Annotated in this window: 18 protein-coding genes and 1 tRNA gene; 8 read left to right on the forward strand and 11 right to left on the reverse strand. The window is 58.7% G+C overall.

The window, feature by feature from the left end:
• Positions 1-4: 4 nt before the first annotated feature.
• From KYK83_RS04445 to KYK83_RS04460, 4 genes are all read right to left on the reverse strand, one after another.
• Positions 5-1,255, reverse strand: a complete 1,251-nt coding sequence (locus KYK83_RS04445) for an adenosylmethionine--8-amino-7-oxononanoate transaminase (protein ID WP_222827331.1) — start codon at positions 1,253-1,255, stop codon at positions 5-7.
• The gene (gene bioD, locus KYK83_RS04450; RefSeq protein WP_222827332.1) at positions 1,252-1,875 is read right to left on the reverse strand and encodes a dethiobiotin synthase; all 624 of its coding nucleotides are present in this window, start codon (positions 1,873-1,875) and stop codon (positions 1,252-1,254) included. The genes KYK83_RS04445 and bioD overlap by 4 nt, the downstream gene beginning before the upstream one ends.
• Positions 1,872-2,927 carry an 8-amino-7-oxononanoate synthase gene (locus tag KYK83_RS04455; protein WP_346729415.1) on the reverse strand — a complete coding sequence of 352 codons (1,056 nt, stop codon included), beginning with the start codon at positions 2,925-2,927 and terminating at the stop codon, positions 1,872-1,874. The genes bioD and KYK83_RS04455 overlap by 4 nt, the downstream gene beginning before the upstream one ends.
• A gap of 195 nt (positions 2,928-3,122) precedes the next feature.
• A complete protein-coding gene (locus tag KYK83_RS04460) occupies positions 3,123-3,743 on the reverse strand; it encodes a flavin reductase family protein (protein WP_222827333.1) in 621 nt (206 codons plus the stop codon).
• 400 nt (positions 3,744-4,143) lie between these two features.
• On the opposite strand from KYK83_RS04460, the gene KYK83_RS04465 reads away from it, so the two are divergent.
• The 7 genes from KYK83_RS04465 (at position 4,144) to KYK83_RS04495 (ending at position 11,105) form a co-directional block, all read left to right on the forward strand.
• The gene (locus tag KYK83_RS04465) at positions 4,144-5,325 is read left to right on the forward strand and encodes a tyrosine-type recombinase/integrase (RefSeq protein ID WP_222827334.1); all 1,182 of its coding nucleotides are present in this window, start codon (positions 4,144-4,146) and stop codon (positions 5,323-5,325) included.
• A 322-nt stretch (positions 5,326-5,647) separates the two neighbouring features.
• Positions 5,648-6,427 carry a CPBP family glutamic-type intramembrane protease gene (locus KYK83_RS04470; RefSeq protein WP_222827335.1) on the forward strand — a complete coding sequence of 260 codons (780 nt, stop codon included), beginning with the start codon at positions 5,648-5,650 and terminating at the stop codon, positions 6,425-6,427.
• A gap of 129 nt (positions 6,428-6,556) precedes the next feature.
• Positions 6,557-7,471 carry an ABC transporter ATP-binding protein gene (locus tag KYK83_RS04475; protein ID WP_222827336.1) on the forward strand — a complete coding sequence of 305 codons (915 nt, stop codon included), beginning with the start codon at positions 6,557-6,559 and terminating at the stop codon, positions 7,469-7,471.
• Complete coding sequence (locus KYK83_RS04480) at positions 7,471-8,223, forward strand: ABC transporter permease (protein ID WP_222827337.1); 753 nt, start codon at positions 7,471-7,473, stop codon at positions 8,221-8,223. The genes KYK83_RS04475 and KYK83_RS04480 overlap by 1 nt, the downstream gene beginning before the upstream one ends.
• A complete protein-coding gene (locus KYK83_RS17525) occupies positions 8,220-9,389 on the forward strand; it encodes a histidine kinase (RefSeq protein WP_222827338.1) in 1,170 nt (389 codons plus the stop codon). Before KYK83_RS04480 ends, KYK83_RS17525 begins: the two co-directional genes overlap by 4 nt.
• Positions 9,386-9,991: a response regulator transcription factor gene (locus KYK83_RS04490; protein ID WP_222827339.1), complete on the forward strand. Its 606-nt coding sequence runs from the start codon at positions 9,386-9,388 to the stop codon at positions 9,989-9,991. Before KYK83_RS17525 ends, KYK83_RS04490 begins: the two co-directional genes overlap by 4 nt.
• Before the next feature lie 103 nt (positions 9,992-10,094).
• Complete coding sequence (locus tag KYK83_RS04495) at positions 10,095-11,105, forward strand: acyl-CoA thioester hydrolase/BAAT C-terminal domain-containing protein (RefSeq protein WP_222827340.1); 1,011 nt, start codon at positions 10,095-10,097, stop codon at positions 11,103-11,105.
• A 141-nt stretch (positions 11,106-11,246) separates the two neighbouring features.
• Here KYK83_RS04495 and KYK83_RS04500 read toward each other — a convergent pair whose 3' ends face one another.
• The 5 genes from KYK83_RS04500 to KYK83_RS04515 all read right to left on the reverse strand — a co-directional run bounded on the left by KYK83_RS04500 (position 11,247) and on the right by KYK83_RS04515 (position 14,692).
• Positions 11,247-11,570 carry a helix-turn-helix domain-containing protein gene (locus KYK83_RS04500; protein ID WP_248284253.1) on the reverse strand — a complete coding sequence of 108 codons (324 nt, stop codon included), beginning with the start codon at positions 11,568-11,570 and terminating at the stop codon, positions 11,247-11,249.
• A gap of 445 nt (positions 11,571-12,015) precedes the next feature.
• Positions 12,016-12,354, reverse strand: coding sequence for an HNH endonuclease (locus KYK83_RS17600; protein WP_430299016.1), 339 nt, complete (start codon positions 12,352-12,354; stop codon positions 12,016-12,018).
• Positions 12,355-12,390: 36 nt separating this feature from the next.
• Entirely contained in the window at positions 12,391-13,329 is a 939-nt protein-coding gene (locus tag KYK83_RS04505) for a HEPN domain-containing protein (protein ID WP_222827341.1), read from the reverse strand.
• Positions 13,330-13,737: 408 nt separating this feature from the next.
• Positions 13,738-13,812, reverse strand: a tRNA-Asn gene (locus KYK83_RS04510).
• A 97-nt stretch (positions 13,813-13,909) separates the two neighbouring features.
• Positions 13,910-14,692 carry an NAD kinase gene (locus KYK83_RS04515; RefSeq protein WP_103023318.1) on the reverse strand — a complete coding sequence of 261 codons (783 nt, stop codon included), beginning with the start codon at positions 14,690-14,692 and terminating at the stop codon, positions 13,910-13,912.
• Positions 14,693-14,823: 131 nt separating this feature from the next.
• Here KYK83_RS04515 and KYK83_RS04520 point away from each other — a divergent pair, with 131 nt between their 5' ends.
• The gene (locus KYK83_RS04520) at positions 14,824-16,146 is read left to right on the forward strand and encodes a bifunctional diguanylate cyclase/phosphodiesterase (RefSeq protein WP_103023319.1); all 1,323 of its coding nucleotides are present in this window, start codon (positions 14,824-14,826) and stop codon (positions 16,144-16,146) included.
• On the opposite strand, the gene mfd is transcribed toward KYK83_RS04520, so the two are convergent.
• A complete protein-coding gene (gene mfd / locus KYK83_RS04525; protein ID WP_222827342.1) occupies positions 16,143-19,634 on the reverse strand; it encodes a transcription-repair coupling factor in 3,492 nt (1,163 codons plus the stop codon). The genes KYK83_RS04520 and mfd overlap by 4 nt on opposite strands.
• 121 nt (positions 19,635-19,755) lie before the next feature.
• Complete coding sequence (locus KYK83_RS04530) at positions 19,756-20,034, reverse strand: FAD assembly factor SdhE (protein ID WP_103023321.1); 279 nt, start codon at positions 20,032-20,034, stop codon at positions 19,756-19,758.
• Between the last annotated feature and the right edge of the window lie 35 nt (positions 20,035-20,069).

The following is a 20,069-nucleotide window of genomic DNA, read 5'->3' on the forward strand; positions in this document are numbered from 1 at the left end:
CCCACTACGTCACGTCGTCAATCACTTCGCGGATCGTATCGTATATACAGTCTAGTTGCTCACTGCTGATGCAATAAGGTGGCATTACGTAGATCGTGTTGCCTAGCGGCCGAAGCAGGACGTTTCGTTCTCGAAAAAGTGCCAGCATTCGCGGGGCGAGGTCGGAGAGATACCCGCTCCCTTCGCCCACCTCGAACGCAGTAATGGTGCCAGTTTGCCGAGGATTTTGAACCGCCGGGTGCGTTGCCAGCGCGTTCAATTGCACTGCCTGCCCTTCGCCCAAACTCGCGATCCGCGGCATGACTGGCTCGTCCCGCCAGATTGCAAGGTTGGCATTGGCGGCTGCGCAAGCGATCGGATTGGCGGTATAGCTTGATGAATGGAAAAACATATGGGCGCGATCTTCGCTGCGATGTGCGTCGAAGACAGGCTCGCTCGCCATCGTGACTGCCAACGGAACTGCACCGCCGGTCAGCCCTTTGGATAAGCACAGTATGTCTGGCTCGATCTCGGCCTGTTCGCAGGCAAGCAACGTGCCGGTCCTGCCCCAACCGGTCATGACCTCATCGGCGATGAAAAGGGTACCATATCGCGCGCAAATCCGGCGCATGTCCGCGAGCGTTTGCGAAGAATACATCAGCATCCCGCCTGCGCCGAGAATAAGCGGCTCCACAATGAACGCTGCTGCGCCTTTGCGACAGGCTACCTCCAAGGCATCAAGCGCATGCTGTTCCGCACCCAGCGAAGGAAAGGGGATCGACGTAACGTCGAACAACAGGGGCTCGTAAGCCCGGTTGAATGCGCCGCGGGCGCCGACCGACATGGCCCCGATGGTGTCGCCATGATAGCCGTTGTCCATCACGACCACGCTATGTCGCGCTTCGCCACGATGAAGCCAGTAACCCAAGGCCATTTTCAGGGCGACTTCAACGCTTGTCGATCCGGAATCGGAAAAGAACACGCGCGTCAGGCTTTCCGGCATCAGGGCGCGGAGACCATTCGCCAGCTCTTCGGCCGGACCATGGGTCCAGCCCGCGAAGATGATCTGGTCTAGCACCGCAGCTTGCTCGGCAATGGCTGCGGCTATTCGGGGGTGAGCATGACCATGCGTCGTCACCCACCAGGATGAAATCGCATCGATTATCTGTTGTCCATCACTGGTATGAAGGATTGCGCCTTCGGCCCGCGCCAACGTCGGAATGGGTTCGCCCAGGCCGTGCTGGGTGAATGGATGCCAGATGGGCGATTCCTTCATTGAAAGTCGTCCATTGCGAAACAGCGCGCAAATGTGGTGGCAAGACTTTCACTATCAAGCGGATCGAGATGAGGCAGGCGCCCCAGACGCCTGACCTTACCGATCGCGCAAATGGTCTCTTCGGTGTCCTCTTGCGGATTGCCGATAAAGGCGATCCCGAGAATTGGGACGTCACGAGTGCGCAATGCCTCAACAGTCAGCAGCGAATGGTTGATGGTACCAAGCGCGGTGCTTGCCACGATTACAACCGGCGCCGCCCAGCGCGCGAACAGGTCCGCATAGAGTAATTCGCGGGTGACCGGAACGAGCGCGCCGCCAGCGCCCTCTACCACCAACGGTCCTGTCACCTGCGGCAACGCTAAAGAAGCGGGATCGATGATGACATTGTCCAATTCGGCCGAGCGATGCGGTGAGCACGGCGTCTTCAAGCGGTAGGCTTCTTGGACCAGCGACGATGCAGGGACGCCTAACTGTGTGACACGTGTGCTATCAGTGCCATCGTCGAGACCAGCTTGCACCGGCTTCCAGTAAGAAGCGCCGAGCGCCTTTGTGAGCCCGGCAGCAAAGACCGTCTTCCCGATGTCCGTGTCCGTGCCAGTGACGACGATCGTCTTTCTCATAACAGGTCTTCCAATGCGGTGGCGAGTTCGGAAACTGCCGCCTCGTCGATGTTAAGCGTGAGAGATATCCGCAGCCGTGCGGTGCCTGCTGGCACAGTCGGCGGGCGAATGCCGCGAATGTCGAAACCGCGGGCCTGAAGTGCCTCAGCGATGCGCATTGTGCGTGAATCTTCGCCAATCGGCACGGGCTGGATATGCATCCCGCTCGGAGTGATGCCTAGTGGCGCCAGGCGCTCGCCGGCATGTTCGATGATGAGGCGCAAACGTTGGCGTCGTTCATCTGCATTCGCGACGATCGAAAGGCTTTCGCGAACAATCGCGGCAATCAGCGGCGAAGGTGCCGTCGAGAAGATGAAGCTGCGCCCCCTGTTCACGAGAAAATCGCGAAGGACTGATGGCGCCAGGATGAGCGCTCCTTCGCATCCCAGGGCTTTCCCGCACGTTACGAGAGTGACGACATTTTCGCATCCATGCAGATGTGCAGCGAGCCCGCGCCCCTCTGGTCCGCATACCCCGACCGCATGCGCATCGTCGATGAGCAGCATGGCCCCGGCACGCTCCGCCAAGGCGGCAAAATCGTCCACGGGCGCTACATTGCCGTCCATGCTGTAAAGCGTTTCGAAGGCGATCCACGGTGTGCCGCATCCGCCCTTCGCCCGCCATCGTGCGATCGCGTCGGCTGCTGCGTCCACGTCGTTATGCGCAAATTTCTGGCAAGGCGCCCGTGCCATCCGCATGCCCTCGTGCACGCTGGCATGGATCAGTTCATCGTGCAGAATGAGGTCCCCCCTTTGTGGCAAGGTGGAGACAACCAAGCTATTTGCGGCGAAACCCGAGCCGACGAACAACGCACTTTCGCTGCCGAAGAAACGGGCAGCATCGGTTTCCAGACCCAAATGTTCAGCACAATTGCCGCGCAGCAAACGCGACCCACCGGACCCCGGAGAGACGCCTCTTGCCAACGCGTCCATGGCTGCGGAGCGTAAGGCAGCTGACCCCGCAAGCGCGAGATAGTCGTTGGAAGAAAAATCGCAGCCGGAAGCCAGGGTCATCGCGCGTCGACGACCCCCTTTCTCCAGTCGCATCAAATCGTCGTTATAGAAGCTCGTTACCGTCACGCGCGGCGGCGCATAGGCGAGGCCTGCCGCGTTGAAAAGACATCACCTATTTCCTGACGGACTGAGTGCCAAAAGCTGGTGATTTGGGCACCAGTCAAAAGCTCAAGCCTAGCAAGGCCTTCCCAAACGTCAGCCGTCGGGTCGTTTCATCTTGAAGAGGCGGTCCTGCGTAATCTCGAAATAATCTGCCGGGCCTCCGCCACGCGTAATGGGGCGGGGACGAGCAGTGATGTATATGCCGTTTTCAAGCATTGAAGTGTCAATATGAATGCCGATGGCCTCGCCAATTACGAGCCATCGATCCAGCTCGCCACCCTCCTTGTTTTCGAGTTGTATCAACTGCGTGAGGCGGCACTCGAACTGGACGGGGCTGCCCGCAACTCGGTCGGGCTTGACGCGTAGTGAAGGCAGCGCATCAAGCCCCGCAAGGTCGAACTCGTCGATATCGGCCGCCACACTTGCTGAGCTCATGTTCATCTGTTCGGCCTGAGCCATGGTGGCGAGGTTCCAGACAAACTCGCCCGTCGCCTTCACATTAGCGACGGAATCCTTCCACCCGGAAGATGAGAAAGCAATGAGCGGCGGACGATAATTGATGAGATTGAAGAAGCTGTAAGGCGCCAGATTGCGCGCGCCATTGGGGGCTATGGTCGAAATCCAGCCTATTGGCCGTGGTGCAATGATCGCGTTCAGCGGGTCGTGCGGCAGGCGATGCCCGTCTGCCGGCTCGTAAAAGTGATACTCTGTCATGTTACACTTAATGAACTAAGGGCGATCTGGTTCATATACGCACTTGGTCAGAGGCGGGCATGGCAAAAGCATCGGTGGCGGATCGCTAGATCGGACATGGGCCCGATCAGGCGCAGTCTAAACGTTCGCCTGAATTCAACAATTGCGCACCTTTAAGCCTCGATCCGGCCGGACAGAGCATAAATTTCGCGATTTGAAAGGCTGATGCTCTCACTTCCTAAGAAGTGAATGGCTCCCCGAGTTGGAAAAAGGGAGCCATCCCTGTGTTTCCAACGCCATCCAACGTTCTCCTAAAATGCTGTAATGTAGAGCTTTCGTTGTCCATGCCATTCCATGTGCAGCCATTGCAAGCCAGCATTTAATGTGGGAAACCGTGTGGGAACGAGAAGGATGGCTCCACATGGGAAAGCTCACTGCGCTCAAAGTCAAACACGCCGCGCCAGGAATTCATGGCGACGGCAAAGGTCTGTATCTCAGGGTCAAGGACACAGGCGCAAAAAGCTGGGTGCTGCGCGTCCAGTTCAACGGTAGGCGGCAAGATATCGGGCTTGGCTCGATAGATGATCTGACGCTGAGCGAGGCGCGCGATAAATCAGCCTTCCTGCGAAAGATTGCGCGAGCGGGTGGAGATGCAATTGCGGTACGCGACAAGAACAAAGTGAAGATCCCGACCTTCGCAGAAGCGGTGGACTTGGCGCATGCTGAATTGGGAAAGGGCTGGGCTGAAAAGACTGCCGAGCAATTCAAGGCATCATTGGATACTCACGCGGTGCCGCGCATGGGCAAAAGGCGGGTCGACGAGATTCAGGTTGAGCATATTATTGCAGCACTTTCCCCAATATGGACTGAGAAACCTCAAATAGCTCGCAAGGTGCGCCACCGCATCATTCAAACCTTGGCCTTCGCGAAGTCACATGGCTGGCGATCAGAGCAGGTTCCGCTGGCCAAGGAAATCACCGGCGGACTAGCGAAGCAACCTGAGAGCAAGGGATTTCGTGCCATGCCCTTCAAGGAATTGCCTGATTTCATCGCGGGAGAACTTTCAAAGGCAGAGTCACCTGCGCGACTGGCATTGCTTTTTACCATTCTCACCGCAGCCCGATCAGGCGAGGTCCGCCGGTCCACATGGGCAGAAATCAACTTCGGCGACGCATTGTGGAATCGGCCAGCTGAACACATGAAGTCTGGAAGAGCACACACCGTTACACTCTCGGATGCCGCTCTGACCGTGTTAAAGCGTGCCAAAGCGCTTTATGGTGAAGAGGGTTTGATATTCCCCAACGCGCGTCGCAAGCCCCTTTCTGACGCGGCTCTAGGCAAAATGTTGCGGGACGGTGGGAGAGAAGAAACCGTTCACGGTTTTCGGTCGACTTTCCGAGATTGGGCTGCTGAAAAGATGCCGTCAATTCCATTTACCGTGGCCGAACTTGCGCTCGCTCATGCGGTCGGCAACGCAACTGAACGGGCATACTTGCGGAGCGATCTGCGAGATATGAGGTCTTCACTTATGAGTTCATGGGGTGCATTCGCGGCTCCATCTCTTTCTCGGAAACAGGCGAATGTTGTGTCGATCCATGCCTGAGTTTGGACCGGCACCAAATAGTCCCAAAAGTTGAGTAGCAAAGTCAGGTTCGCGCTCGACCGGTCTGTGTCCATGAGTGTCCGAATGTGACGTTGATTTTAGGCGGCACGCCTGAACTCAAGAGAAGTAAAGATATCCAATCGCTGGGTGGCTTATTGTGCGGCCAGTGACCGAAAGGGGGCCGGTTGCGGACCGTCCACTTCTAGCCACAAAACCCGGCGAAGCGGACGTTCGACTTCCGACGCGAGAGCGGTTGTTTAAGGTTTGCAAAACCGACCGTCATAGCGGACATTCATCGAGCGGAATGGAGGCCCATTCGAAAATGAATAGTCAATCGAAGCTGCTTGCGAAATTCTCGATGGCCGAAGCTTGGAAGGCTTTCGTCTCAGTGTCGCGAGCATGTTTCTTGTTCATACTGAAACCGCAGCCTGCCATCAGGGAAAAAGACTTGTTGCCATTTTCGCCTTTGGCGGTTGGAGTAAGTCTACTGGCCCTATCGCTGGTTGTCACAGCGATGCTTGCCCTCGCGGCATTGCCGCTCTTTCTGATGGCTGACGCAGCCCCTGGGAGTCAGCTTCATCAGGTTATGTCTCGCTCGATTGCATCCGTCGTCCTGGCGGTGGTCGTTATCGGGCCCTTGATCGAGGAGGTTATGTTTCGAGGCTGGTTGTCGGGCACGTGGCGGTCTGTCGTCGGCAGCACGGTGTTCGTCGCGCTTGTGTTTGGCGTTATTCACGTCGTCGACGGGCTGTTCTCGGTTTCGGCAGCAATCATCCAGTTGGGGCTAGCCGCCATTGGGATGATTGGATTCCAGCTGTTGTCACCGATCGATACTGGCAGGCGATTGCCGTATTTCGAGCGCGCTTTTCCATTCATTTTCTGGGCGCAAGGTATCGTGTTCGGCGTTTTGCATTTTCAGAATATAGCCACGATTTCTCCGGTCGTCGCGGTCCTATATACGCTTCCCCTTGTGATTTGCGCGTGGCTTTGGGGTTTTGCGAGGATCTATCTCGGTCTTGCGAGTGCCGTCCTTCTACATGCTGTCTACAATGTGCCTGCCGTTGCAGGCATGCTCACCATCGTGATGCTGCAAGGCACATGACTGCGGCATCGTTCTGATCTGAATCTAAAAGTCCGATCGTGACATCTGTCATGCTGCGCGGCTTACACCTCGCACTGCTTTCCCCGCTTTATTGGTCCTAGTCCGAGGGCCGATGACGAGGAGAACCAGATGCAGACAGACCCGAGCCTCAATGTCGCCAAGTTGGAATGCGTTTCCAAATCTTATGGTGGCCTGCGCGTGTTGGAGGATTTCAGCTTTGAACTCGAACCCGGATGCGTAACGGCGCTGCTTGGTCCCAATGGGGCAGGTAAATCCACCGTTGCCGGGCTTTTGACCGGACGCCTTTCAGCAGATGTCGGCCAGATCAGCCTGTTTGGGCTGGACCCGCGCGATCGCCGGGCGCGGGCCCGAATGGGCATCATGCTTCAATCCGCTGGCTTGCCTGAGACGCTGACAGTGATGGAGCTGATTGACCTGCACGCGAGCCATTATGCCCGCCGCATGGCAACCGAAAGGGTGATCGAGCAGGCCGGGCTGGTCGATCTCGCGGACCGTCGATGTAGCAAGCTTTCCGGAGGAGAGCAGCGCCGGGTTCAGTTCGCTCTCGCCATTTCCGGTGCGCCTGACCTCCTCGTTCTGGATGAGCCGACGACCGGTTTTGATTCCGAGGCTCGTCGGGCCATGTGGCAGCTTGTCCGCGCCAAAGCCGAAGCGGGAACAGCCGTGTTACTGGCAACGCACCATATGGATGAGGCAGACGCACTGGCAGATCGCATCGTCGTCATTGCGAACGGCGGTATTGTCGAAGACGGCCCGCCCTCCCAGATCAAGTCGCAAGTGGCAGGCTCGGTTCTCAGATTGCGGACCCGGCTGCCTGCTGCACGGTTCCGCAACCTGCCCGACATTGTGAAAGTCGAAGAGCGCGGAGCAGATCTCGCAATTCTTACATCGAGCCCCCGGCTCACGCTGGAATCGATATTCCAAATCGACCCCGACCTTCAGCACTTCGAGGTTGTTGGAGCATCACTCGAAGACGCAATTGAGAACCTCATCATGAGTCAGAGCAAAAAGGAAGCCGCGTAATGTCTGATCTTCTCCCTGCAGCACCGCGCATCTATTGGCTCGAAAGCAAGGCTGAGATCATCAAGTCGGCGCGCATGCCGCAATTCATCATTCCTACCATCGCGCTGCCTCCTGCATTCTATGCGCTCTTCGCGCTCGCTCTCGGGCAAGGCAGCGAAGCAGCTGCAACGCAAACGCTGGCCACCTTCGGAGTGTTTGCGGTGATGGGGCCGGCGCTGTTCGGTTTCGGCGTCAATATCGCTGCCGAACGTGAAACCGGCCAGCTTGAATTGAAACGGTTGTCTCCGATGCCAGCAGGCGCGCAGATCACTGCCAAGATCGCCGCCACCACAGTATATTGCGCCGTTTCATTGGTGATGCTGTATTCGCTCGGTATCGTTGCAGGTGTTGCGCTTGATGCGGCACAATGGACCGCGATGATCCTTGTCCACTTCCTTTCCATCATTCCGTTCTCGCTGATTGGAATTGGAATAGGTTACCGGTTCGGACAGGGCGCTGCCGTTGCCCTCGCCAACATCGTATTTCTTTCTCTCGCCGTCATGGGAGGCCTGTGGTTTCCGATTATGGCTATGCCTCAAGTGATGCAGAGCGCCGCTTGGGTTTTGCCCTCCTATCATCTGGGCGAAATAGCGTTGATGGCGGCAGGTCAAAGGAATGACGGCTTCCTTCTATTGCATGTGGGGCCCTTGCTGCTCATCACGCTTGCAACAGCTATCTTCGCTTGGACTGGGGAAAGGCAGCAATCACGGTGAAGCAAGACGAAACAATGGAGACTAGCGGGACGCCGGCGCACCCTCAGCCATCGGTAAACGCGATCGGCGAGCTTGGTGCTGGAAAGGGGCGACCGGTCAAGCCTATCCCTTGGTCCAAGCTCGACCACCCGGCCATCTGGCTCGCTTATCTTCCCTTGTTCTTCATCCCATGGTTCATCGAGCGACCAAGCCTTACCCAGATGATCGCCGCGACGGCAGGGCTCGTCCTCTTTCTCGCTCTCTATTTCGCCGCATTCAAGGCAACCGGCAGACGCCTCACAATGCTGGCGGTGGCCACTCTGCTGATTTCTTTTGCACTGGCCTTCACAGGCAGCAACTGGACGGTGATCACAATCTATGCCGCCGCGATGGTTGGCAACCTGCGACCGCCGCGCCACGCCGCCATTCTGGTAGGGAGCTTCGCAGTCGCCACCTGCGTTCTCGCTTTCGTAACCAGACAACCTGTGATCTTCTGGGTATTCGGTGTGTTCCTCGCTATCATGGTCGGTGCTGCCAATATCTCGCGTGCGGCGCTCGAGGACAAGAACCAAGCCCTAGCAGAATCTCGCGACGAGGTGCGCCAGCTCGCCGCTGCAGCCGAGCGCGAGCGTATCGGGCGCGATCTTCATGACCTCTTGGGTCGAACACTGACGCTGATCGCCATCAAGGCTGATCTCGCGGCCAAACTGTCCGACAGGGACAGCGATGAGGCGAGGAAAGAGATGCGCGAAATTGCTGCGGCTGCGCGGCAAGGGCTCGCCGATGTTCGCTCGGCAGTCAATGGCATGACCGGGGCAACGCTTAGTCGTGAGCTTGCGACTTCGCAAGCGGCGCTCTCTGTCGCGGGGATCCGATGCAAAATCGAAGGCGATGCAGACCGAATAGACCCCGGCAGCAGTGCGGTGCTCGCCATGGCACTGCGGGAAGCGATCACGAATGTCATTCGACATTCGGGAGCATCGTTGTGCGAAATCATTCTCAAGCAACAGCCGGGAGGACTTGAGATGACCGTTAGCGACAACGGCCATGGTGAGGCCGTGCGGGCGGGAGGGGGAATATCGGGCCTTCGATCCCGTCTCGGAGCGGCTGGAGGAGATCTCGCCGTTCGTGGGACATCTGAGGGAACGCGACTGGTTGCGCGTCTGCCGCAAGGAGCAGCGGCATGATCAGGCTCGTCATTGCGGAGGATCAGGCAATGGTTCTCGGTGCGCTTGCGACCGTGCTGTCGCTCGAAGACGATATCCAGGTTGTCGCTCGCGCGGAGGATGGCACAACTGCGCTTGAATATGTGAGGCAGCACAAACCCGATATTCTCCTGTCCGATATCGAGATGCCCGGTCTTTCTGGTCTTGATGTAGCCGAGGCTGTCACGCGAGAGAAGCTGGAAACGAGCGTCTTCATTGTAACGACATTCGGGCGCGCGGGCTATCTGCGTAGGGCTATGGATGCAGGGGTGCGTGGCTATCTGCTCAAGGATACACCGTCTGACGCTCTTGCCGCCGCAGTGCGAAAGATCGCCGCCGGAGGAAGGGCAATCGCGCCGGAACTCGCGGAGCTCGCGTGGGACGCGCCCGCCAATCCGCTTACCGAGCGCGAACGGGACGTGCTGCGACTGGCCGACGAAGGACGCTCGAACAAGGAAATTGCCCGGCAGCTTGATCTCTCGCCCGGGACAGTCCGCAACTACCTGTCAGAAGCCTCAAGCAAGCTGCATGCGTCGAGCCGCATCGAAGCCGGTCGCATCGCCCGTGATCAGGGATGGCTCTGAAGCGTTTCCATCTTCGTGACGTTTGTCAGGTCTGCGGTCTGACAGCCCGCACTGCCTAGGCCGACCTAGAAGGCATAATGCTCTGCCGATCAAGGAGAGCGAAATGCGTTCAGTCAGAACAGTCTTACCGGTCATCGGGATTGCTATCCTGCTGGCGGGAGCTGCCCTGTTTCAGCAGGCAGCGCCGGACCGCTACGGGCTGCCTGAGATCGAGGTGCTCGATCCCGGGCCGACCGGCCAGCGCATCGACCAAGATGAGTTATTCGGCAACTTTTACCCCGCAGCCGGAAATGCAGGCATCAGTCAGGACGTACCTCGTCCCGCCGTGCTTCTCCTTGGCGGCTCTGAAGGCGGGCTCGGCGGCGGTGCCAAGCAAATGGCGCTCTCGCTGCAGGAAGAGGGGTTTACGGTCCTTCATCTGGCTTATTTCGGCGCGCCGGAGCAGCCTGATGCGCTTGAACGCATACCGCTTGAATTGTTCGATCAGGCTCTCGAATGGTTGAAAGAGCAGCCGGGGGTCGATCCAGGAAGGCTGGCCGTCGTTGGTGCATCCAAGGGTGCAGAGGCTGCCTTGCTAGTTGCAACTCGAAGGTCCGATCTTTCGGCGGTGGTCGCCGGAATGCCGACAAATGTCGCGTGGAACGGGATTGATTGGGCTAGGAACGGGCAAAGCCTTTATTCTTCCTGGACGGCTTCAGGCGAAGAGGTGCCGACGATGCCGTTCTCTGACTGGAACGCATCGGATGGTATCATTAGCGTCTATCGCACTATCGAGGATCCCACGCATCGCGCCAATGCAGATCGGGCAGCGATTCCGATTGAACGAGCCAGCGCAAAGATCATGCTCGTATGCGGAGAGGCCGAAACGATGTGGCCCGCATGCCCTATGTCCCGAATGATTGCAGAGCGCAGTGCCGAGCGCTCAGGTCCCTCCATTACCGTTTTGGCCTATCAGCACGCCGGACATTTCGTTTTCGGGCCTCCAGTGGCTTCGGACAACCCGTTTTACCGCAGGCTCGACGCGTTCGGCGGAAGCGTCGAGGGCAACGCTACCGCGCGCGCCGACAGTTGGCCGAAAGTCGTGGCATTCATTAAGGCTCGGGCAGCCGATTAGGAGGCTCTCTTTTGGAAGCGAAGGCGGAAACTGGGCCGCTTGCGGAATGTCAGCTTTCGGGTCACGCCACCTCCTCGATGAACGGCTGGGATTGGGGCGCAAAGCGGACGCCTCCTAGTCACGAATTCTGAAAAACTACTGTTAAGAATCAATCTGATCGACCGACTTGCGCCTACGCTCAACGAGGCTCCTCAAACTCTCAGTGAGCACCAATGTCGAACTGCCCAGCTTGATGTACTCAATTTCTCCTTCGCCAATGAGCACATAGAGCGTGCTTCGACCGATCCCGAGATAGCGGCAGGCTTCCGGAACCCGCATGGCAATCGGTTCGATGTCGGTCTGGATTTTCTGCCTGGCTCGCTGCTCATTCGCGCCTGATGTCGGCATGCCGGTCGGTCCTTTCATCAATCGGGTGATGACGGACTGACCTGGGGGACATGGAGCGGAGCAGGTCAGGCCCGCCATCGAGATCGATTATCCCTCAATGCGGTCTGGTTGCGCCACATGACGTTTCTACGCTGGGGCTGCCGTTCTCACGCCATTGTGCCGATGGATCACCGAATTCGAGCAAAACGCACACTCATGCATCCGAGCGGACGAGCACAGACCTGCACTTTGAGGCATGTCGAGGCCGATTTGAGCAAATCTCGACAAAGCGCCGTCGCCAGTTTGCTTGAAAAGAAACAGCTTTTGGAGGGAAGCGCCGCAGAGGTGTTTCGAGCGCCGTCGCACATTACCCCACAAAACCAACCACCTGCAGCCCGACCGACGGCGCTGCTTCTATCTTGCCATCCAATCCAACTTCAAAATCAGACGCCCACGGACCGTTGTCTTTTGGGCGCGCACGGCTTGCTCAAAACCTGCGAACGCCGCGCATTCGATCTACAGCGAGTCTGCACACGGCGCGCGCTTAGCGAGTGTTCCTGACCCCGCCTTCGAAGGTTGGCTTGAAGCTCTTCGGGCGCATTGCAAGCCGAGCTGTGACGAACTGAAGCCAGATCAGATCGCACCCGGTTGGCGCACGATCAGCGCGTTGCTGGTTGCATCGCTGGTGCTTTAGGAGACCATTGCGGAGCGTTCTGCCGCCGCCAGAACTGCGCGTCGTGACGTGATCGAAGGTGGGGTAGGAAGGATCGAACCTCTTCAGCCGAGAAGCGCTAGGCACGTGGTCACCGCATCCTGCACAAAGCGATCCCTGTGCCCAGCGAAGGGCCCGGAGCTGTGCTGCACGTTGCCTGGAAGCGACCATGGCAGGTGCATCTAGACTGTCGGAGTGGAAACGTGGTTAAGCCTTGTCTGGTCGCGCCCTTGCGTCAGCCTTGAGCTTTTCGAGACGTTCGGTGCACACCTCGTGGACGACGCGGCCCAGTTCATCGACCTGTCGCCCAAGCCATTCGAGTTCTTCTTCGGTGATGCGGTAGTGTTTCGAGTAGCGCGCTTTGACGTAAGCTTCCTTGAGCTTCTCGAACCGCGCGCGATCACGCTTGGTCTCGCGGGGCCAGACATAAGTGAGGCGGCGATCAATGCGCTCGGCTTGGGTGCGCAGAAAACCGAGATTATGCACGTGGGGAGTGTAGAATGTGCAGACCAGAAGCACACAATGGTACAAACGCTCCGCTGCTTGATGTAGCTGGAAAGCCGCGTTGTTGTTTCGGCCTTGATCTCGGTTGAACTTATAATTGTCGAAGAACTCAGCGCCGGTTCGGTACCATTCGTCGAAGTACTCTTGCGCCATCGCTAGCGCCTGCGTCGGCGTCTTGGGCTTGGGCGTGTGCAGCTCGGTACCGTCGAACTGGTAGAGAGCTACGCCGTCGTCCTTCACATCCATGAAGAAGTAGCGACCGTGGGCGAGCCCGTCGTTCACCTCTTGCAACGTGTGGACGATGAAGTTGACTGGGGTCTTGAGTGCCTTGGTAACCCCGTATTCGCGCATCAGCCGGTCGTCGAGCTTCGCCCAGTACTTTACCCGGTCGACCAGTCGCTTGTCATTGACGATGATCAGCAGGTCATAGTCCGACTGGTAGCCCTTGGCCGTATGCGGCTCGTCGACCCAGGTGCCGCGCGCATAGCTGCCGTAGAGGATCACCTTGAGGATGCGTCCGGCCTTCTTCCATTGATGCTTGGCCAATGCGAAGGCATCGTCGAACTCTTCAAAGATCAACTGCACCACGCGTTCCAGCTCGCGCTGCTTTTGCGGTGGCAGATGATCGAGATCGGTCTTCATCGCTCAGTTCCTAGCAAGCGCTTGAGAAGCTTGCACCTGCCGAGTGCAGCAGCGCGCTGCGACGGCGCACCCCAAAGCGCTGAGGAGCCGCGCGCTGGCATGCCCGCGTTAGCAACAATCCGATCAGGATTGTTCGTTAGCATTGTTAAGGGACGCTGGAGGCCAGCATTTCTGCGGGTTTGAAGCCTGTTTGGGTTCCTGATAGACCGACCTTTCGGTTCCCGATAGTACGAGTCTCCCGGTTCCTGATAGACCGAACACATACCCGCCTTATCCACAGAGTTGAGACCGAACCCAATCTGAGGCATCGTTTGGCCAAAGCCGACACCAAAATGGTGATCTTTTGTGGGAACTAGGAATGGATTTTTGGAGAATTCCGCAAGAAAACAAAGGCTTGAAAAGAAATATTGGCTCCCCGAGTTGGATTCGAACCAACGACCAAGTGATTAACAGTCACCTACTCTACCGCTGAGCTATCGGGGAGCAGCCCGCTGGGCAGGGGTGCGCCTATATGGGGGGCTTTGCTGTTTGGCAAGCGGGCAAATCGCAAAAATTCACACTGCTTACCTACTTTTGCAACTTAGACGACGAACTGCTCGGCGACGATGCGTTCGTCGAGCGCATGGCCGGGATCGAACAGCAGCGTCAGCTGGCTGTCGCGCGCGATTTCAAGGTCAACTAGGGCGACATCGCGAAGCTCCCGCTGGTCTGCGACGACCGAAACGGGACGCTTGTGCTCTTCGAGCACGCGCAGCGAGACTCTGCTTCGATCCGGCAGGATTGCCCCATGCCAGCGGCGCGGACGGAAAGGACTGATCGGCGTGAGTGCGAGCAGGTTTGAATCGAGCGGCAAGATCGGTCCATCGGCGGAAAGGTTGTAGGCAGTCGAACCCGCCGGCGTTGCGAGCAGGACACCGTCGCAAACCAACTCCGGGATTCGCACCTTGTCGTCGACCGTCACTTCGAGCTTCGCGGTCTGCCGCGTTTCGCGCAGCAGGCTGACCTCGTTGATCGCGCAGAAGGTGTGAGTTTCACCGTCCTGGGTCCGCGCCCGCATGCGCAGCGGTGCGATATGATGGAGTTTGGCCTTTCCGATGCGCTTGATCAGCGTCTCGGGGTTCCGGTTGCGATTCATCAGGAAGCCAACCGTGCCGAGATTAAGTCCGTAGGCCGGGATTATCCGTTCGCTATCCAGCATCGCATGAAGCGTCTGCAGCATGAAACCATCGCCGCCGAGAACGACGACCGCCTCGGCTTCGGATAGTGGCACCCAATCGGCTATTTCGCGGAAACCCTTGTCGGCAGCTTCCTGCGCAAGCGGAGCATCGGAAACAAGCAGAGCCAAGCGGCTGAAATCGGGCATTGCCCCAGCATCCTCCTGTCCGGGATAACCATTGCCCGGGATTGCAGCGTACCTATGGATGCACGTCCCATTTGGCAACATGGGTGAAAAAGTGGCATACCCTTCTGCGGGGCGCGCTAAGGACGGCCGATATGGCAAGCATGCCCCACGAAATTAACGGCGAAACGCGCGACACGCTAACTGGCCTCGCTGATCAGGCGCAGGCCCGCGGCACGATTACGCGCTGGCAGCGGGATTGGCCCGACAAGACCATTTCCTGTCCCATGCATGCGATGCTCATCACGCTGGGGCGCATCGATACGCTAAATGTCGCTTTCGGTGAGAGTGCAGGCGACGGCGCGCTGGTCGAAGTGGCGCAGCGTATCAAGCATTTCGCTTCGGACGAGCTGGAAAGTAGCAGTGCCTGGATCGCCGCGCGCATGGGCGGCGGCAGCTTCCTTCTCATCGCGCGTCAGGAATGTAGCCGCGAGAGGTGGCAATGGCTGGCCGAAGCGCTTGCCGACGCCATTGCTATGCCCATCGCCAATCCCGAAGGCGGGGCAAGCCTCAGGTTGTGGCCTCGACTCGCCCTCATGCGGGTCACCGACAATGACAATGCCGATAGCGTGCTTGATCGGCTGTCCGAAGTTGCAGCTCGTATGCGTGACAGCAATCGCCGCCGTATCGACTGGTCGGCGGGCGCAGTGGCGCGTTCAGGGCGTTCGAACCAGCAGCTCGAAGCGGATTTACTCGCCGCAATTGACCGTGACGAAATCGAGATCCTGTTCCAGCCGCAATTCGCGCTGGACGACGACACGCTGATCGGTGCCGAGGCCCTGGCTCGCTGGGAGCACCCACTGATAGGGCGAATTGGCGCCGGAACGCTGTTCCAGATAGCCGAGCGTGCAGACCATGTTGCCCACCTTTCCCGGCACATCGCGAAACGTGCTCTCGAACGGGCGCTCGAATGGCCGGATCACTTGCGGCTGTCATTGAACATTACGCCTGTTGATCTCGCTGCCGATAATTTCGCCATCGACTTTGCACGCATGGCGGAAAGGGTCGGCTTTTCGTTGGGGCGGATCACGCTCGAGATTATCGAGCAGGTGCTGCTCGCCGATCTCGACAGGGTCAGCCGGGTACTCGATCAGTTGAAGCTGTTCGGAATACGCATCGCGCTGGACGATTTCGGCGCGGGCTTCTGCAATTTCCGATATCTGAAGGTCTTGCCGATCGACTGCCTGAAACTCGATCGCACGATGCTGGACGGGGTCCTCGACGACGAGCGGGACCTGGCGGTGTTCAGGGCTATCCTCGCCATGGCCGAGGCGCTCGACCTGAAGGTGCTGGTCGAAGGTGTCGAAAACGCGGATCAGCGGGATCTGGCCCGCAAGGAAGGGTGCCAGTCCTACCAGGGCTTCCTTCGTGCAGAACCGATGAGCGCGCCCGATTTCCTCAAACTGGCAGGATCCTAGGCGGCAACCTTCTCGCTTTTTCGCGATTTACGGGCGATGCCCGACAACCCCTTGGTGAGCTGGAAGAGACCGTTGAGCCTGCTTTCCGGTGAATTCCAGGCTCTGCTGATAACAAGCTTCATATCGGGCCGCAGCTTCGCTGTGCCCTTGAGGCGATCGACATAGCCGAGCAGGCCCATCGGATCGGGGAAGTCGTCATTGTGGAAAGTGACCAGCGTTCCCTGAGCGCCCACATCGACCTTGGCAATGTTCGCTTCGATGGCCTGATGCTTGATTTCGATGAGTCGGACGAGATTGGCCGTGGCGGATGGCAACTCGCCGAACCGGTCGATCATTTCTGCGGCCAGTGCCTCTATCTCGGCCTTGTCGGCGGCATCGTTAAGGCGGCGGTAAAGCGCCATGCGCACAGCAAGGTCGGGCACGTAATCTTCCGGGATCATGATCGGTGCATCGACCGTGATCTGCGGACTGACACGTTCAGGCTTCGCCTCGAGCCCCAGTTCTCCCGCCTTGGCCGCGAGTATCGCATCCTCCAACATCGACTGGTACAGTTCGAACCCGACTTCGCGGATATGGCCGGACTGTTCGTCACCCAGCAGATTGCCCGCTCCGCGAATGTCGAGATCGTGACTGGCAAGCTGAAAGCCTGCGCCCAGGCTGTCGAGATCGCCGAGAACCTTCAGGCGCTTTTCCGCGACTTCCGAAAGCTGAGTGTCCTGCGCATAAGTCAGATAGGCGTAAGCGCGCAGCTTCGACCGGCCGACACGCCCTCGCAGCTGATAAAGCTGCGCCAGTCCGAAGATGTCGGCCCGGTGGATGATGATGGTGTTGGCACTAGGGAGATCCAGCCCGCTTTCGACGATCGTTGTCGCAAGCAGGACTTCGTATTGGCCTTCGTAGAACGCGCTCATCCGCTCCTCGATTTCGCCGGCCGACATCTGGCCGTGAGCGGAGACAAATTTTATCTCTGGAACGTTTTCGTGAAGCCAGTCGGAAATCTGCTCCATGTCGGAAATACGCGGTACGACGATGAAGCTCTGCCCGCCGCGATGATGTTCGCGAAGCAAGGCTTCGCGCATCACCATGTCGTCCCACTCCATCACATAGGTGCGCACGGCAAGCCGATCGACAGGTGGGGTCTGGATGGTCGAAAGCTCTCGCAAGCCCGTCATGGCCATCTGCAGGGTGCGGGGAATGGGAGTGGCCGTCAGCGTGAGCATATGCACATCCGCACGGAGCTGCTTGAGCTTCTCCTTGTGCGTGACGCCGAAGCGCTGCTCCTCATCCACGATGACAAGGCCAAGGTTTTTGAAATTCGTCTGTTTCGACAGGATCGCATGCGTTCCGACGACGATATCGACCTGTCCGTTCTCCAGCCCTTCGCGCGTTTCCTTCAATTCGCGAGCTGGCACCAATCGGGACAGTCGACCTACCTTGAGCGGGAAACCGTTGAAGCGCGCCGCGAAATTTTCGAAGTGCTGGCGGGCGAGGAGCGTAGTGGGAGCCACCACAGCGACCTGCTGACCATTCATCGCCGCCACGAAAGCCGCTCGCAAGGCGACCTCGGTCTTGCCGAAGCCGACATCGCCGCAGACAAGCCGGTCCATCGGCTTGCCGCTTTCCAAATCGCCCAGAACGTCCTCGATGGCGCGTTCCTGATCATCCGTTTCGTCATATTGGAAACGGTCAAGGAACTGATTGAAGGGACCTTCGTCGATTTCGAAGACTGGGGCTTTCCTGAGCGCGCGTTGCGCCGCGACCTGCATCAGCTCGCCCGCGATCTCGTTGATGCGTTCTTTCAGGCGTGCACGGCGCTTCTGCCAAGCTTCGCCTCCGAGCCGGTCGAGCATGACCGCTTCCTCGCTGCTGCCATAGCGGCTCAGCACATCGATATTTTCGACCGGGATAAAGAGCTTGTCGCCGCCCTTGTATTCGAGCTGCACGCAATCGTGTTTGGATTTGCCGACAGCAATCGGTTCAAGGCCGAGATACTTGCCGATGCCGTGTTCGGTATGAACGATCAGATCGCCCACGCTGAGCGCTTGCAACTCGGCGAGGAACGCGTCGGAATCCTTGCGCTTCTTTTTGCGGCGAACAAGCCTGTCGCCGAGGATGTCCTGCTCGGTGAGCAGTTCCATCTCGTCATTGGCGAAACTTGCTTCCACAGGCAGGATCATGGCCGCAGGCTTGCCCTTCGCCGCCATACCCAGCGCTTCCTGCCAGGTTTCCGCCATCTGGACCGGCGTGCCAGCCTCTTCGAGGATGGACGCTATGCGTGAGCGGCTTCCCTTGGAATAGGCTGCGAGGAGCGGGCGTTTGCCAGCCTTGGCAAGTGATTTCAGATGATCTGCGAGAACCGGATAGACATTGTCCCCTCGCGCGCGCTCCGGTGCAAAGTCGCGGCCGGAGCGGAACCCGAAACCAACCACCTTGTCGCTTTCGGGTTCGTCGAAAGGCGTGGTCCGGTGGGCGGGCGCTGCCTCCAGCGCTTTCTTCAGTTCTTCGCCGGTCAGATAAAGCGCGTCTGGCTTCAGTGGGCGGTAATTACCCTTTGCCTGCCCCGTGATAGCGGTGCGCTGATCGTAATAATCCGAGATGTCCTTGACCCGCTCGTCAGCGGCAGCAATCGAAGCCTGATCGATGACGATCAAATCGTCCTTGCCCAGGTGATCGAACAGCGTCGCCAGCTTCTCCTCGAACAACGGCAGCCAGTGCTCCATCCCGGCGAGACGGCGACCATCGCTGACAGCTTCGTACAGTGGATCCTGCGTCGCATTGGCGCCGAACATTTCCCGGTAGCGGCTCCGGAAACGCTTGATGCTGTCCTCGTCGAGGAGCGCTTCACTAGCGGGGAGCAGCAGGTGCGAATCCAGTCGACCGGTGCTCATCTGGGTATTGGGATCGAAAGTGCGCAGCGATTCAAGTTCATCGCCGAAGAAGTCCAGCCGCAATGCTTCGTCCATGCCGCTGGGGAAGATATCGACAATCGACCCGCGAACGGCATATTCGCCCTTGTCGATGACCGTGTCGGTGCGGCCAAACCCCTGTTTCTGCAGCAGCAGCCCCAGGCTTTCGCGGCCGATTTCCATGCCGGGTTTGAACTCGCGCACACTTTCGCGAATGCGGAAGGGGCTCAGCACGCGTTGCAATACTGCATTGGCTGTCGTGACGACGAGCTGCGCCTTGGCCTTGCCGGCCTGCAGGCGAAACAGTGCCGACAGCCTTCTGGCGCTGATCGAGAGCGCGGGGCTGGCGCGATCGTACGGCAGCGAGTCCCAGGCGGGAAATTCGATGACCTCGAGCTCGGGCGCGAAAAATGCGGCAGCATCGACAATCGCGCGCATCGCCGCATCGTCCGGCGCAATGAAAACCGCGCGGCCCGTACTCGCTCGGGCGAGATCGGCCATGACAAGCGGCTGAGCACCGCGTGCGACCTGCGCCAGGGTGAGGGGAGTATCGGCTTTCAGGATGCGGGAGAGGTCGGGCATCGGGGTCCTGGCGTTTGGGGGCGCGGCGGGTCGCACACGCAAGACTGCCCCCTGCCCGGATTTGGGGAGGGGGCGCATTGGAAAATTCGTCAGTGGCGAGATAGTGCCCGAGGGCCGTCCGTCAACGCGGAATATCCACGTAGTCGAGCTGTTGCATCGCCTCGATCAGCTTGCCCTGGAAGCGGGGCGGCGTCGGCTGGGTTTTCAACGCCCAGGCCATGACATCGACGTCGTCTTCTTCCAGCAGCGCTTCGAACCAGGCCAGTTCTTCTTCGGCCCAGTCGGCATGGTACCGGTCGAAGAACCCTCCGATCATGAAATCCGCCTCGCGCGTGCCGCGGTGCCATGCGCGAAATTTGGCGCGCTGTTTGCGGCCTTCGAATGTGAGAAGATCGGGCATTCGTCGCGGGTAGGGCACTCGCCAAAGCCGCGCAA

This window comes from Qipengyuania pacifica (assembly GCF_019857205.1).
Classification (GTDB): domain Bacteria; phylum Pseudomonadota; class Alphaproteobacteria; order Sphingomonadales; family Sphingomonadaceae; genus Qipengyuania; species Qipengyuania pacifica.